The organism is Zhihengliuella sp., from assembly GCF_031178195.1.
Lineage (GTDB): Bacteria > Actinomycetota > Actinomycetes > Actinomycetales > Micrococcaceae > Zhihengliuella.
Genome location: NZ_JAPSJL010000004.1, coordinates 87,545 through 101,054 on the forward strand (window position 1 = coordinate 87,545; position 13,510 = coordinate 101,054).

Annotated in this window: 16 protein-coding genes; 5 read left to right on the forward strand and 11 right to left on the reverse strand. The window is 66.8% G+C overall.

The features are described from left to right. Positions 1-50 precede the first annotated feature (50 nt). The 3 genes from RIN46_RS07730 (at position 51) to RIN46_RS07740 (ending at position 2,723) form a co-directional block, all read left to right on the forward strand. Positions 51-929: a sulfurtransferase gene (locus RIN46_RS07730; protein WP_309081551.1), complete on the forward strand. Its 879-nt coding sequence runs from the start codon at positions 51-53 to the stop codon at positions 927-929. Continuing rightward, complete coding sequence (gene idi, locus RIN46_RS07735) at positions 926-1,483, forward strand: isopentenyl-diphosphate Delta-isomerase (protein WP_309081552.1); 558 nt, start codon at positions 926-928, stop codon at positions 1,481-1,483. Before RIN46_RS07730 ends, idi begins: the two co-directional genes overlap by 4 nt. Positions 1,484-1,571: 88 nt before the next feature. Further along, positions 1,572-2,723, forward strand: a complete 1,152-nt coding sequence (locus RIN46_RS07740) for a hypothetical protein (protein ID WP_309081553.1) — start codon at positions 1,572-1,574, stop codon at positions 2,721-2,723. A gap of 13 nt (positions 2,724-2,736) precedes the next feature. On the opposite strand, the gene RIN46_RS07745 is transcribed toward RIN46_RS07740, so the two are convergent. From RIN46_RS07745 to RIN46_RS07775, 7 genes are all read right to left on the reverse strand, one after another. Further along, positions 2,737-3,381, reverse strand: coding sequence for a deaminase (locus RIN46_RS07745; RefSeq protein ID WP_309081554.1), 645 nt, complete (start codon positions 3,379-3,381; stop codon positions 2,737-2,739). Positions 3,382-3,561: 180 nt separating this feature from the next. Then, on the reverse strand, positions 3,562-4,677 hold the full coding sequence (locus RIN46_RS07750; protein WP_309081555.1) for a hypothetical protein: 1,116 nt from the start codon (positions 4,675-4,677) through the stop codon (positions 3,562-3,564). Between the two features lie 25 nt (positions 4,678-4,702). Beyond that, a complete protein-coding gene (locus tag RIN46_RS07755) occupies positions 4,703-5,332 on the reverse strand; it encodes an ATP-binding cassette domain-containing protein (RefSeq protein ID WP_309081556.1) in 630 nt (209 codons plus the stop codon). Next, positions 5,329-6,396 carry a hypothetical protein gene (locus tag RIN46_RS07760; protein WP_309081557.1) on the reverse strand — a complete coding sequence of 356 codons (1,068 nt, stop codon included), beginning with the start codon at positions 6,394-6,396 and terminating at the stop codon, positions 5,329-5,331. Before RIN46_RS07760 ends, RIN46_RS07755 begins: the two co-directional genes overlap by 4 nt. Continuing rightward, on the reverse strand, positions 6,396-6,965 hold the full coding sequence (locus RIN46_RS07765) for a hypothetical protein (RefSeq protein ID WP_309081558.1): 570 nt from the start codon (positions 6,963-6,965) through the stop codon (positions 6,396-6,398). The genes RIN46_RS07760 and RIN46_RS07765 overlap by 1 nt, the downstream gene beginning before the upstream one ends. Next, a complete protein-coding gene (locus RIN46_RS07770; RefSeq protein WP_309081559.1) occupies positions 6,965-7,531 on the reverse strand; it encodes a hypothetical protein in 567 nt (188 codons plus the stop codon). Before RIN46_RS07770 ends, RIN46_RS07765 begins: the two co-directional genes overlap by 1 nt. 75 nt (positions 7,532-7,606) lie before the next feature. After that, positions 7,607-8,035, reverse strand: a complete 429-nt coding sequence (locus RIN46_RS07775; RefSeq protein WP_309081560.1) for a hypothetical protein — start codon at positions 8,033-8,035, stop codon at positions 7,607-7,609. A gap of 332 nt (positions 8,036-8,367) precedes the next feature. On the opposite strand from RIN46_RS07775, the gene RIN46_RS07780 reads away from it, so the two are divergent. Beyond that, positions 8,368-8,823 (forward strand): Hsp20/alpha crystallin family protein, encoded by a 456-nt coding sequence (locus RIN46_RS07780; RefSeq protein ID WP_309081561.1) that lies wholly within the window; start codon positions 8,368-8,370, stop codon positions 8,821-8,823. A gap of 81 nt (positions 8,824-8,904) precedes the next feature. Here the strand turns inward: RIN46_RS07780 and RIN46_RS07785 are convergent, their stop codons facing one another. Then, positions 8,905-10,110 (reverse strand): Fic/DOC family N-terminal domain-containing protein, encoded by a 1,206-nt coding sequence (locus RIN46_RS07785; RefSeq protein ID WP_309081562.1) that lies wholly within the window; start codon positions 10,108-10,110, stop codon positions 8,905-8,907. 229 nt (positions 10,111-10,339) lie between these two features. On the opposite strand from RIN46_RS07785, the gene rlmN reads away from it, so the two are divergent. After that, positions 10,340-11,563 (forward strand): 23S rRNA (adenine(2503)-C(2))-methyltransferase RlmN, encoded by a 1,224-nt coding sequence (gene rlmN, locus RIN46_RS07790; RefSeq protein WP_309081563.1) that lies wholly within the window; start codon positions 10,340-10,342, stop codon positions 11,561-11,563. A 63-nt stretch (positions 11,564-11,626) separates the two neighbouring features. Here rlmN and RIN46_RS07795 read toward each other — a convergent pair whose 3' ends face one another. The 3 genes from RIN46_RS07795 to RIN46_RS07805 all read right to left on the reverse strand — a co-directional run bounded on the left by RIN46_RS07795 (position 11,627) and on the right by RIN46_RS07805 (position 13,509). Further along, complete coding sequence (locus RIN46_RS07795) at positions 11,627-11,842, reverse strand: hypothetical protein (protein ID WP_309081564.1); 216 nt, start codon at positions 11,840-11,842, stop codon at positions 11,627-11,629. 613 nt (positions 11,843-12,455) lie between these two features. After that, entirely contained in the window at positions 12,456-12,785 is a 330-nt protein-coding gene (locus tag RIN46_RS07800) for an AzlD domain-containing protein (RefSeq protein ID WP_309081565.1), read from the reverse strand. Then, a complete protein-coding gene (locus RIN46_RS07805; protein ID WP_375141877.1) occupies positions 12,778-13,509 on the reverse strand; it encodes an AzlC family ABC transporter permease in 732 nt (243 codons plus the stop codon). The genes RIN46_RS07800 and RIN46_RS07805 overlap by 8 nt, the downstream gene beginning before the upstream one ends. Position 13,510: the final 1 nt, after the last annotated feature.

The window sequence follows — 13,510 nt, forward strand, 5'->3', positions numbered from 1 at the left end:
GGCGTCCCCTCTCCGGGCCAGTTCCGACTTTTCGTGAGTAGGATCGGCCCATGGTGACCGAGTCCACTACGCAGCAGTCCGAAGCAACTCCGACCCTCCCCGGCCCGCTCGTCGACACCGACTGGCTCGCCGCCCACCTGGGCAGCGTCGTGGTGCTCGACGCCTCCATCGCCCCGCACCTGCCCGACGGCGAGGCCATCCCCGGCGCGCGCCCCTTCGACCTCGACGGCGCCTTCTCCGCGCCCGGCGACCTCCCGCACACCATGCCCGGGGCCGAGCAGTTCTCCGAGGCGCTGCGCTCGCTGGGCATCGACGACGGCGACGCGCTGGTGGTGTACGACGCCGCCGGCCTCTACTCCGCGCCGCGCGCCTGGTGGATGCTGCGCGCCGCAGGTCTCGCCGTGGCCGTGCTCGACGGCGGTCTGCCCGCCTGGAAGACCGCCGGGCACCCCGTCCAGGACACGGCGCCGACCTACGACGGCCCGTCCGGCAATGTGAGCGTCGAGCTCGACCCCGACGCCTTCGTCGATGCCGACACCGTGGCAATGCTCCTCGCCGACCCGGGCACCGCCGTTGTGGACGCCCGCAGCCGCGACCGGTTCGCCGGCGAGGCGCCCGAGCCGCGTCCCGGCCTGCGCGCCGGCCACATGCCCGGCTCGCGGAATCTCCCGTTCACCGAGCTCCAGCGCGACGGCCGGTTCCTGCCGGTCGAGGAGCTCCGCCGGGTGTTCGACGCCGAGATCGGCGACCGTCGCCTGGTCACCAGCTGCGGCTCCGGCGTGACCGCGAGCGTGGTGGCGCTGGCCGCGACCCTCACCGGGAATCGCGAGGTGGCGGTCTACGACGGCTCCTGGGCTGAGTGGGGCCGCCCAGATGCGCCTGAAGTCGAGAGGCCGGTCGAGACCGGTGCGGAGGGAACGGGCGCATGACGGAGCTGGTGGTCCTGCTGGACCAGGACGGGACGCCCACCGGGACATACCCCAAGGCGCTGGTGCACGGTCAGGACACCCCGCTGCACCAGGCGTTCTCCTGCCACGTGTTCGACGCCGACGGCCGCGTCCTGATGACCCGCCGGTCCCTGGACAAGGTTGCCTGGCCTGGCGTCTGGACCAACGCGTTCTGCGGGCACCCCGGGCCCGGGGAGCCGTTCGAGGACGCGCTGGCGCGCCGTGCGGAGTACGAGCTCGGCCTGGAGCTCGGGGCGATCGAGCCCGTGCTGCCCGACTTCCGCTACTGGGCCCGCGACGCCAGTGGGATCGTGGAGAACGAGGTCTGCCCGGTGTTCACCGCCGTCGCGGCCCGCGACCCGGAACCGCGCCCGGACGAGGTGGCCGAGTGGTCCTGGGTGGCCCCGGCCGAGGCCCGCCGCGCCGTGCTCGCCGCCCCCTTCGCTTTCAGCCCGTGGCTGGTCCTGCAGGTCCGGCAGGGCGTCTGGGGCGCCCCGGAGACGCAGGACGACGGCGGTGCCGGGGTGCCGTCGTGAGTGGGGCGCCGTCGTGAGCGGCACGCCGTCGTCGGCTGGGCCGTCGCCGTCAGCTGAGCCGCCGAGCGGGGCGGGTGGTCCCACCCGTTTGGATGCCGAGGCGCTGCTCGCCGGCCCGCGCGGGCGACGGTTCGTGATGGAGGCGGTCCTGCGCGCCGGAATTCCGGCCGAGCCCGAGGCGCCGGGCGGGCCAGAGGCCGCGCCGGCGACGTTCGGGTGGCAGCTCGGACCGCTCGAGCCGTTCGCCGGCCGCCCGGCGACCGCGAAGCCCGCCGCCCTGCGCGGCCTGTCTGAGGCGGACGTGATGGGCAGCCTCGTGGACTCGGTGTTCTCGGCGATGTACTGGCAGCCGCCGCACCCGGAGGACGTGCTCCTCGCCGAGCCGGGCAAGGCTGATGAGCTGCGTCCGGCCGCCGAGGCGCTGCTGGAGCATCCGTTCCTCGCTGCCCTGGACCGGCCGTTGCTCGCCGGGCCCGGGCGGTTGACCTACCCGGCCGCGCACATCGACTGGATCGATGAGCTCAATCCCGAACGTCGCGTCCCTCCGCACCTGTCCCGCACCGACGCGCAGGGCCGGGACAAGCTCGAGCGCTGGCGGCGCCACGTGGACGCGGACGTGCGCCGCGCCCGCAATGACCGGCCCCGGGACGTGTGTGCGAACTTCGGCGGCGACTGGTGGGCGACACCGGCGATGGTCGATCTGCTGGTGACGACTCCGCTGCCCGGTGCCGACGCGCTCGCGCCGGGCGCCGAGATCGGCATCCCCCTGCTGCTGCACGGCATCGAGGACTCCTTCGAACTGACGGCGGGCACGGTCACCGTTCTGGATCTGGCACCCGCGGCGGCCCCGCGGGTCTACGAGATCGACTCGCCGGACGCGTGGGCGCGCCTGGTCGCGGCGTTCCCGCTCGACGTCACGCCGGCCCGCCGCCACGAGTACTACCAGGTCACCGGGCTCGATGTCGCGTGGTTCATGCCCGACTGGCAGCAGGTGGCCGATCAGTACGACGCCGTGCATGTCACCGTGGGCGGGTACCTCGCCACGGCGACGCACCCGATCCCGCTCGCCGGCCACGGGCTGCCCGGTGCCCACACCATGCTGGCGGGCTGGGACCCGGACCAGACGTACTGGTTCGACGCACCGCTGCGGCTGATCGACCGGTTCGAGGTCGAGCTCTTCGAGCGCGGCCCGGATGGCGACCCCGCGCTCGAGGACGTCTGGCGGCGCGCGGCGACCTGACGTCGTCGTATCTCTACTTCCGCCAGAAGAGGTGGTGGACGATCCCGCTGGGGCTCGGCACGACCTCGAGGTGGAAGCGGTCGGTGAGCTCCTCCGGGCTGCGCCAGAGCCGTTCGCCGCGCTCGAGCTCGACCGGCGCCATCGCCACGTGCATGGTGTCGACGAGGTCAGCGTCGAGGAACTCCAGGACGGTCGCGACGCCGCCGCCGATGCGCACGTCTTGGCCATCCGCCGCCTGGAAGGCCTCCTCCAGCACCTCCTGTGGTGAGCCGTCCCGGAAGTGGAAGGTCGTGTCGGAGAGGGAGAAGGACGGCCGCGGGTAGTGCGTCAGGACGAAGACCGGCGTGCGGAAGGGCGGATCGTCGCCCCACCAGCCCTGCCAGTCCTCGTTCTCCCACGGGCCGCGCTGCGGGCCGAACTTGTTGCGGCCCATGATCTCGGCGCCGATGTTGTTGTGGAAGTCGCGCGTGAAGTAGTCGTCGAGGCCGTAGGTCCCGCCAGGGTCGGTCCGATTCGGCCAGTGCGCGGTGGCGCCGGCCCAGGAAGCGAGCTGCGCCGGGGCCGCGTGGCCGAAGGGGCGCTCGAGGCTCTGACCCTCGCCGGAGCCGAAGCCGTCGCGGGAGAGCATGAAGTTCTGGACGCGCACCAGTTGAGGCATCGCCGGTCCTTCCCATCCGAGTCGGTACGGCGGAATCTACCGCTCGATGGGCAGGGGGTAAATGGCGTCCAGAACCACGGAGCGCGCCGCGTTGGCCAGCTGTCGGGGCAAAGGATCGTGGACGACCCCTCTCGCCTCGCGGCCACATCGAGCGTGCCGGCCTATTTTTTGACCGGTTAGCTATCGCTCCCTGAAGTATGCGTAGAGGTCGCTTTCACGAATGGTGGCGGCGCGCGTAGCGGCTCCGAGGAGAACACCGGCGACCAATGCGGTGGCAGCCTTGATCCCCTTCAGGACTGGTAACGCGGTCGAGGGGTCAGGCACGCCGTCGAATGCGAGATAGATGACGACGGGGGCAGCGAGAATAGCTCCGAGGACCATAATGGTGGCCGCTTCGATGAGGTGCTGCTGGATTAGATCCGGGCGGCGGACTCCCGAGTGCAGCGCTGAGGCGAGCTCGAGTCGCCGCGTGTGGACCATGCCCGCGCCTACAGTCACCCCGACGACGAAGGCGAGAAGCAGCAGCCCGGCGCTGGCTGCATAACTGGTCTTGTGGGGCCCGGGCGCGGCGTCTCCGAGCCGACCGTTCAACTGGCTGATCTGACTCTGTCCTGCGTCCAGTCCGAGGAGTGCAGTCCGGGCGAGCGCCAGCACCGGGGAGTTCGGGTGCGCGGCTGCGGTCCTCACTCGTAGCCAGCAGGCATCGAACGTTCCGCTGGACGGAACGGTGCTGATGGCTGCATAGCCGAGGACGGGTACTGAGGAGCCGTCTGGGAAGTCGTAGACCTGGTCGACGGTGATCGTCCGGATGGTGCCGTCCGAGTTGACCACATCAAGATGATCCCCGCTGTCGAGTCCGAGGGTCAGGGCTGCGTCAGCAGAGAGGGCGAACCCGCTCGGTCGGCGCGCCGACTCGGAATCGAGCGCGCCCGGGGAGCCGAATATGTCGACGAAACCTGGACCGGCCTCGAACGCTGGAAGCGGGGTCGAGGGCAGGAATCGCGCACGGACTCCGTCGGCACGGTCGCGGAGAGCTGACGAAGCGACGACGTCGGGGTGAGTCGCCAGTGCCCGGCAAGCCGTTCCGCTGACCGCCCCCTCGGCTTCAAGGACGTACGTGGCCCCACCGTCGCGGACGAACGCGTCGGCGGCCCGGAGTTGTGCTGCCGATTGGTGGGCTGCATAGCCTGCCAGGACTGCGATGAGAGCTGCGGCGAGGAGTGACCATGCAGCGAGCCGGCTCGTGCCGCCCACCAGATTGCGAGTCGCTTCGCCGCAGATCGAGCTGAACTTCATTCCTGAGGGCTGTGGGCCCGTTTGCTCACGAGGTGCCATCGCGCTCCCCGAGGATGAGACGCTGTGTGGCCCGGTCGGCGACCCGTGGATCATGCGTCGCGATGAGGACCGTGCGGTCCTCGCCCGCGAGTTCCTGCAGGACATCGATGACCATGGTGGCATTGACGGGATCGAGCTGCGAGGTGGGTTCGTCGACGAGGATCAGCGTCGGCTCAGCCGCCAGTGCGCGGGCCAGCATGAGGCGTTGCGCCTGCCCGCCGGAGAGCGTGCGGAACGGGGTCGCTGAGGACTCTGAAAGATTGAACCTCTCGAGCAGCCGTTGCACCTCTGGTTCTGCCTCGGCACGGCTCATGCCGCGTGCGAGGAATGGCAGGGCGACGTGGTCGGCAGCGCTTCGATGCGCGCTCCCATAGGGGTTCTGGAAGATCCACTGCAGGCGGCCCCTGCTGCGCTCGATCGTTCCCTCGGTAGGCGCCCCTCCGGCGACAAGGGAGAGGAGAGTGCTCTTTCCACTACCGGAAGGACCGGTGACGGCGACCAGATCGCCGGCAACGAACGTGCTGTCGACCCCGCGGAACAGCCAGGGGCCCTCCCCGAAACGATGCCCGACACCCCGGAGCGAGATCTGGATCGTCGAATGATCCCCCGCGGTCATCCCTGGCATGGCGTTCTGGGATCCGGTTCGGTCCGCACAGCCGTCGGGGCTGGCTCCGAGAAGGTCACATAGGTGCGTCCGAGCTCGGAACTGAGGACATCGACAGCATGTGCAGCCCCGTCCGGGTCGATGACGCAGGTAGACCCGCCGTCGCCAAGAAGGGCCGAAGGTGGGAGCGGCGCGGCTCGAACAGGCTCCGCCAACCGCCAAGTCACGGTGAGGGGAACGCCAGCTTCCGAGTCTAGCGCCGCCTTGACCACGGGCGCGTCGCGCAGTTCAGCGATCTGCTCGGCATTGGGCTTCAAGCTCCCGTCCGGGCTTGCAGGGATCTCGAGATCGCCGAGGACGGCGACGCGTTCACCGGGGACGCCGTCCTCAGGGACCGCAGCGAGATTCAGATTCTCGAGCGTATCGGGCGACACAGCGAGCGGTTCGCCGGCCGTGACGCGCTGTCCGGTCTGAGCTGGGCACTCCGATATGGGGGTGTCCGGTTCGGAGAGCCAGATAGAGGTTTGCGGATCGAGGGTCCCTGTAGTCTGCGCGTTCGCGTTGGCCTGCACCTGAGAGAGCGCGCCCGCAGACTTCTCCGTGAAGAGCGGTCCCTCCGGTGGCTCGGTGCCCAGTCGGCGCAGCTCTGCGTGCAGCGCCTCGACGTCTGCGCCCGTTGTCCCGGGTGAGATGCTGCGGTAGGGCGGAACGCTCGTGGATAGAGCGAGCAGGGGAGATCCGTCGATAGCGACTGGCGCCCTCCCGGAGGTCCACGTCCCGCCTGGAGCACAGTCGATCCGCGTGATCGTCCCGTCGATCGGCGAACGTACGATCTGGCCGGGCAGCCTGGTGACTTCCACGCGTAGCTCGCGAGCGTCGTCGAACGGTTCCGCCACGACGTCGATGGTGGGATCGACGCTCTGCTTGAACCCGTTCGGCAAGGGCGCCGGGGCGAAGGCGAATCCCAGAAGGGCGCCGAGCACCAGGGACACGACGATGCAGAGGGCCCAGATCGATCTGGATCCCGGTGAGGGCAGTGCCTCGCGGAATCGATGTGAGGGCTGCGGGTCCGTCATCAGCCAGTGGCCGCGCTGTCGGTATTCAGGGGGTCCTCGCTACAGGCTCGTTGGGCGGGATCGTCGTAGTCCCACTCCCAATTGGACATGTCTTCAACAGTCATGGATTCCTCAACGACCCCGCTCGCTTGCAGGCATTCCAGATAGGCCTCGTCCCAGGGAACGTTCTCTGGATTGGCGAGGGGATCGAGGTAGAGCGCCTCAACATAGTCCAATGTCTCGGCGCTGCACGACTCCGCTATCGACTCGCCCTCCTGCTGGTTCGGGTGGCTGAAAGAGAATCCACCTTCTTGGTGAGTCTTCACTTCGAGGCCAGACGCGGCGGCGCATTCTCGGAATCGTTGCTGTGCCTCCGCGTACTCGGCCGGCGAGACCTCCCCGTTCGACAGGACTTCGCGCTGAAAATCAGAGGAGACGGAGTCCAGTGCCTGCTCGAACTCCTGAGCCCAAGGGCCCTCCAGCTCCGAAGCAGCGGGGGGCGTGCACCCGACGAGGACCGGAGTGCAAGCCATGAGGGCGAGGAGAGGCGCGCGAGTAACGATCACTGCGCATCGGTTTGTTTCTGCCATTAATGGTCAGTTCTCACGCGCTGGACGGAGCCCGCCTTGGTGCCGTCGGGAAAGGACGACATGCCCCGGGAGTCTCCTGTCCTTGTGCCCGCCCCCAAATATCTAGAGAGAAACGTCGCGAGGATCAGCGACAGGGGTGCGAGTATTCCTAGCTGAAGCGCAAGCACAGGCTCGTGGGATAACCAGAATGCCGCCGAGGGGGCACCGAAATTGAAGACGGCGGCAATCGCGAGAAGCGCTGATCTGAAGAGGAACGCCCACAGGATCAGAGATAGCCCGAAGAACGCGCTGTAGACAACGAAGCCGCCCGCCTCGAAGACTCCACACAGTGCGGCGATCAGCAGGCTCCCCAAGGCGCCGATTCGAGCCTTTTTAGAGCCGTTGATGTAGAGAAGCAGCAGTGCGGAGACGGCCACGGAAACGCCCATGAGTAGGGGCCACCAGCCGGTAAGTGAGAAGACGGTCGGGCGTATCGATTGAAACTCGATCAGCCAGATTGCGTAGGCGATGAGAGCACCGATCGCGTGAATGAAGCCTACACGCGAAATTGTGTTCTGTTGGCTCATGGCTGACCCCGAGAGGACTGTCGTTCCCATAATGACACCCTAGCTTATGTGGTTTAGATCGCTACCCCACACGGGTTATGAATTGTGGATACGACTAGCGGTTGCGATTGAGCTCCGGCGCCGGAGGAGTACCCCTCCCAGGAGAGCCCCGAGGAGGACTGTCGGGAGAGGGGTCCAAGCCCCGTATCCGAGCAGATTGCCCGTGTCGAGGAGAACATTGCCGGCGACCGGCGAAACTTCGGTCGAGAGGCCGACAGCCATGAGGAGGAGCAAGGCCGCTGCGCAGGCAGCCGCCGCGGAGATGGCATGTCCGGCCAAGTAGACGAGCGCTGCGACCAGACCCAATAGCAACATCGACGCCGCGACCCGCATCCAGACCAGAGAGGAGCCGGAGATCCAGAGGAACATCTGGTTCCCCAGCCAGAAAGCGATGACTCCCGACACCAGGCCCACGGGAATCGCTGTGATCGACTTCGGGGAAGAGAGCACACCGTTCGCTGTCATTGAACTCACTACAACTCCCTGCTCTTCGAAGTAGGCCGGTAGTGGCCCTGAGGCCTCTCGCTTGCTTTGGAGGCTACGCCCTTGACCTCCGGGTGACTAGGAGTGCCGCTTGCGGCGCCACGTGCGAGCGTCCAAAAGAGTGCTTGCAGGACTTGGCTGTCAGCAGTTCAGAACCTGTATGCACAGGCGGTCGCCCCCGACTGAAAACTTGAGCGGAAGATACTCAAGTCCGGGAATAGGAGCCGCGCAGGAGCCGTTCGAATAATCGACTGCGCAAGGACCGCGCAGGTCGCCCGAAACGAGAATCGTCGAAGATGACGGAGGTGGAAATCATGGCACTGCCCGTACTGCGATCCAACAGCACGCCGGAGCGCTGGGATCCGTTCCGTGAGATCGAGGACCTCTACACCCAGATGGGTCACTGGATGGACTCGACCTTCGGCCGTTCGGACCAGTCGACGGCCGGCTGGGCCCCGCTGGCGGATGTCAGCGAGACCGACGACGCCTACCTGGTCGAGGTCGAGCTCCCCGGAGTGAAGCGCGAGGATGTCTCGATCGAGCTGTCCGGCCCGGATCTGGTGGTCGCCGGCGAGTTGAAGGAGCAGGAGCGTGAGGGGACGCTCCGGCACCGCACGCGCCGCACCGGCCGCTTCAGCTACCGGGTCCGTCTGGCCGAGGCCGTGGACGCCGACGCAGTGAGTGCCACACTGAACGACGGCGTGCTGCGGATCCGCGTGCCGAAGAGCGAGGCGGTCAAGCCGCGCCGCATCGCGATCACGGAGGGATAGGGCACTTTCCCGGGGAGGCCCCGGCTCGCGATCGCGCGGGCCGGGGCCTCCCCTGCTGTCGTGCGACGCCTCCCGTCAAGGTCACCTGGTATTGATGATCACGTCAACTACTTCGGGAGCGAAGAAGCGTCGTGTTGGACCGCCGGAAAACGATTCACTCAGGATGCCCAGATCGACCAATTGCTGCACCAGAGTATTGGCCCTGCCGTAGGAAACTTCGAGAGCCGATTCGACCTGACGCACAGAGAACGACGTGTTCGCGACCGCGAAATCGACTAGCAGGTGCGCAGTGTCAGCCCGGAGTTTCGAAGCACGAACACGTTCTCGGAAGGAGTTCTGGAGCTCGACGAGCGCCAGCATCTGTCGGTGGGTGAGGTCTGCCGATTCCCGTATGCCTGTGGCGAAGAAAGCCACGTAGTCGTCCCAATTTCCCCCGCAACTGACATCGAGCAACCGGTCATAGTAGATCTTTCGACGGGACTCGAACCAGGGTGAAACGGTCAGAGTTGGTTCACTGAGAACGCCGTGTAGATACAACTGCAGAACTATCAGCAACCGGCCAAGTCGACCGTTCCCATCGTGGAAGGGGTGAAGGGTTTCGAACTGATAGTGAGCCATAGCCGCGGCTACTACGGGGTCGATGGCGTCAGAGTGATCCGCCGTGAGCCAATCGACGAAGTCCCGCACGTTGGCTTCTAGGTCCTGACCTGGTGGAGAGGGTATAAATCGGGCGGCCCGAACCGGGAGCTCATCGAAACTGGCTTCTGCTCGGCGCCCGACTGCAACTTGTGTCCTACGGATCCGACCCGTCTCCGGACCTTCATTTTTGGTACCGAGTACGAGTGTCCGTTGCATGTCGCAGAGGAAGCCCACGGTGAGTGGCCATCCGCTGTCGGTCCTCGAGAACGCCAGACTCGCCATGGAAACGTAGTTGAGGATTTCACGCATGTTGGAGCCATATGGCTGGTCGTCAGCCGCGGTGAGTACTTCCGCGAGTGGTGCGTAAGTTCCTTCGAGGGCGGACGTGCTCTGCGCTTCGCGCTGGAGGGTCGGGCGCCGGAGAAGCTGGGGGTTGGGCAGTTGTCGAGCAGTTGCGTCGAGAGCGGCAAGAGCAGCCCGCGCATTCGCGACGGCGAGGTAGGTCTTGCCGGAGAGGGCCGGGGGCCCGATTTCAGTGAGGGGAGCAGGCACGAACGCCATGTGCTCCCAGGGGCCGGCCTTGGGATCGGTTCCCTGGATCGGTACGACCGAACCAGTACTGGCGTTTACGAACATGTCCACGTCCATGATTTCAGTCTAGGGGCTGTTGACTGAAATCGCACTGAGTCGCATTGCATAAGACTGACATGACTTGTCGGGCCGTCTCCCTGAACTGCCCGGACACTGAAAGGGGGCCCTGCAGCCGTGGCGGTGAACAAGCCTCGTCCAAGCGTGGTGACACGCCTACCACGGCGTCGCACTGGATGTCGGGGAGAACACGTGGGATGTGCTAAGGATGCGTGGGACAATGAGAAGGATGACTTCTCAAACCCCCTCCACGGCCGGACCCAACCGCGCCCGTCCGCAGGTCCGCCCCACCCCCGAGGGGTGGAAGCAGCCAATGGGTCCCGACGGGCGCCCGCAGCTGCAGTTCGCCCAGAAGCCGCGCGTCTCCCAGCCGCCCGTGCACCTGGCCGACCTGACGCTGGCCGAGCGGCAGGAGAAGCTCAAGGGAATGGGCCTGCAGGGCTTCCGCGCCAAGCAGCTCTCCGTGCACTACTTCCAGCACTTCACCACGGACCCGGCGAAGATGACGGACCTCCCGGCGGCGCAGCGCGAGGAGCTGGCCGAGGCCATGTTCCCGACCCTTCTGACCGAGGTGAAGCGCCTGGTCACGGACAACGGCGACACCATCAAGTTCCTCTGGCGCCTGTTCGACGGCTCGCTGGTCGAGTCCGTGCTGATGCGCTACCCGGGGCGCGTGACCCTGTGCGTGTCCAGTCAGTGCGGCTGCGGCATGAACTGCCCGTTCTGCGCCACGGGCCAGAACGGCCTCACCCGCAACATGTCCGCCGCGGAGATCCTGGACCAGATTGTCCAGGCCAACCGCGTGATCGCCGAGGGCGGGCTCAAGGGCAGCGGCCGCGACGGGGTGCACGACGCCGAGCGCGTCACCAACATCGTCTTCATGGGCATGGGCGAGCCGCTGGCCAACTACAAGCGCGTCATGAGCGCCGTGCACCGCATGATCGACGAGGCGCCCGAGGGCCTGGGCATGAGCGCCCGTGGCATCACCGTCTCCACGGTCGGACTGGTGCCGGCGATCAACAAGCTCGCCGACGAGGACATCCCGATCACGTTCGCGCTGTCCCTGCACGCGCCGGACGACGAGCTGCGCGACGATCTCATCCCGGTCAACTCCCGCTGGAAGGCGGACGAGGCGATCGACGCCGCGTACAACTACTACCGGAAGACCGGGCGCCGCGTCTCGATCGAGTACGCGCTGATCAAGGACATGAACGACCACCCCTGGCGCGCCGCCCTGCTGGCGAAGAAGCTCAACGCGCGCGGCCGCGGCTGGGTGCACGTGAACCCGATCCCGCTGAACCCGACGCCCGGGTCCATCTGGACATCGTCGGAGCCGGAGGTCATGCAGGAGTTCCTGGACATCCTGAACGACGCCGGCGTGCCCACCACCCTGCGCGACACCCGCGGCAAGGAGATCGACGGCGCCTGCGGTCAGCTCGCCGCCGCGGAGTAGTAGGCGCCGCGTCGCAGCCGGCGCGCGGCAGCCGTTGTAGGAGTTGCCGGGTGCACCCAGCGCCTATTCGTCGATAGCGCGGTGCCGTCCTTGTCGACCGCGCCACGTCGCCCAGAGGCCCGCCCGGTTCCCGAGTTCCTCCGCCAGTCGGGCCAGCCGGGTCTGCTCGGCGCGGTGCTCGTCCTGCAGCTGTCGAAGTAGCTCGCGGAGGGCGGTGGTGTACTCGTTGCGGTCGAACGTATACGGGCCCAACCCTTCGATGATGTCGTCCGTGTCCAAGGTCCACCCTTGGATCCTTCCCACTTCGGGGCCCAGATCATGGGCAAAGTCGTGCCACACGACACAGTCAGCGTGGAAGTCGATGGCAACGTTGGACCCGCCGCAGTCTTCGTCGCCACAGGCAGGGCAGAAGTAGAGCCACACTCGATCGGAATGAATTCCCCTGGCAATTCCTTGAGTAGCTGACGGGTCTGCTCCTCGCCCCGGGTCAGGGCATGCTGAACGCTCAACAGGGTTACGTCAGCGCCAGTCGCATCATCAGGACCGTAGATTTGCCCGCGAAGTCTGACGCCGTCGATCACGAAGTCGTAGGAGCCGCTGTCGTCGAGTTGCAGCGCGAAGCGGTTCACTTGATTCGACGGCCGGTCATCCATGGCATTCTTTCAATGGTTTCGGTCACCTGCGTTTGGCCCACCACATGGTCCGCCTTCCCCGCCGCCGACGTGTTGTTGTGGCGGTAGACAGAATTCTACGGCCAGGCTTCGTTCACACGCGCGGCCGTAGTGAACTGACGTCATCGTGCTGAGGTTGCCTGAGGGTACTTGGACGCCCCTACTCTGACTGGCCCATGGGGGTCACTTTTGATGGTTAGGTCGTCGTCTATCACGACGCCTCAGTGGGGCAACAACGATGCGATCAGGACGTGGACCGCGGTACCGCCGAGCACGCTCAACGTCGCGTTGCGCCTCCAGAGGTGGAGTCCGGTGGTGGCGATCAGCCCCGCTGTCACCGCGACTGTGGTGCTGGTGAGAGCGATAGGGGTCTCGCGCACCGTGTACAGGACAAGGATCGCGATGACGCCCGGGGGCATGTAGTCGTTCAAATATGGAAGCAATGCGCTGCGGCGCATGGGGCCCAGGAAGGCGAACGGCAGTGCCCGCAGGGCCCAGGTGATGCCGGAACTGATCAGGATCGCGGCGAGAATGTAGGGGGTTTCAGGCATCTGGCTGGGCTTTCCGGATGAAGTAGTAGTGGGCCAGCAGGAGGGCAACGTACAGGAGCATCCCGCCGACGAGCATCGCATCGCCCAGGAGGGAGCCGGCGGCGACCGCACATCCGAGAGCGACAAGTGGGAAACCGACGGTCCGGCGGGCGCGGCACATGTCGATGCACAGGACGAGGAAGAATGCCGTGAGCGCGAAGTCCAGGCCCACAACGCTGCTGGGGATCAACGTCCCGCCCAGGGCTCCGGCCGTTACGCTCCCCGCCCAGGCCACCTGGAAGCTAGCCTGAACGGCCAGAATGCGGCGACGGGACCAGCTCTGCGCCTCGGGAGACGCGGTCAGCGCCCACGCCGAATCCGTCAGCGTGAACGTGCTGTAGAGCTTCGCGCCGACCCCATGGACTCTGTGCATGGGAAACGTCAGAGCGTAGAACACGTGCCGGAAGTTCACGAGGACCGCGGCGAGCGCGACGGTCGCCAGCGGCGCCACCGCCAGGACCAGGCCGAGCAGAATGAATTCCAGCGAGCCCGCGAAGATGACTGTCGAGAACACCGGCGCCCACCACCACGCCAGCGGGGACTGTGCGACGGCGACGCCGAACGCCACGCCCATCGGCATGAGCCCGAGGACGGCGGGGAGGCAGAGGCGGATCGCGGAAGTGACCTCCCCGCGCGGCGCGGGCGGCCGTCCAGCTAATTTGGGTGGCGAACATTCGGAGCGCATA

Coding starts and splice junctions, on each gene's coding strand:
- RIN46_RS07770 (WP_309081559.1), bottom strand. CDS start 7,531: ATGAGCCAACAGAACACAATTTCGCGTGTAGGCTTCATTCACGCGATC.
- RIN46_RS07765 (WP_309081558.1), bottom strand. CDS start 6,965: ATGGCAGAAACAAACCGATGCGCAGTGATCGTTACTCGCGCGCCTCTC.
- RIN46_RS07805 (WP_375141877.1), bottom strand. CDS start 13,509: ATGCGCTCCGAATGTTCGCCACCCAAATTAGCTGGACGGCCGCCCGCG.
- RIN46_RS07760 (WP_309081557.1), bottom strand. CDS start 6,396: ATGACGGACCCGCAGCCCTCACATCGATTCCGCGAGGCACTGCCCTCA.
- rlmN (WP_309081563.1), top strand. CDS start 10,340: ATGACTTCTCAAACCCCCTCCACGGCCGGACCCAACCGCGCCCGTCCG.
- RIN46_RS07780 (WP_309081561.1), top strand. CDS start 8,368: ATGGCACTGCCCGTACTGCGATCCAACAGCACGCCGGAGCGCTGGGAT.
- RIN46_RS07755 (WP_309081556.1), bottom strand. CDS start 5,332: ATGACCGCGGGGGATCATTCGACGATCCAGATCTCGCTCCGGGGTGTC.
- RIN46_RS07745 (WP_309081554.1), bottom strand. CDS start 3,381: ATGCCTCAACTGGTGCGCGTCCAGAACTTCATGCTCTCCCGCGACGGC.
- RIN46_RS07800 (WP_309081565.1), bottom strand. CDS start 12,785: ATGCCTGAAACCCCCTACATTCTCGCCGCGATCCTGATCAGTTCCGGC.
- RIN46_RS07750 (WP_309081555.1), bottom strand. CDS start 4,677: ATGAAGTTCAGCTCGATCTGCGGCGAAGCGACTCGCAATCTGGTGGGC.
- RIN46_RS07730 (WP_309081551.1), top strand. CDS start 51: ATGGTGACCGAGTCCACTACGCAGCAGTCCGAAGCAACTCCGACCCTC.
- RIN46_RS07785 (WP_309081562.1), bottom strand. CDS start 10,110: ATGGACGTGGACATGTTCGTAAACGCCAGTACTGGTTCGGTCGTACCG.
- idi (WP_309081552.1), top strand. CDS start 926: ATGACGGAGCTGGTGGTCCTGCTGGACCAGGACGGGACGCCCACCGGG.
- RIN46_RS07775 (WP_309081560.1), bottom strand. CDS start 8,035: ATGACAGCGAACGGTGTGCTCTCTTCCCCGAAGTCGATCACAGCGATT.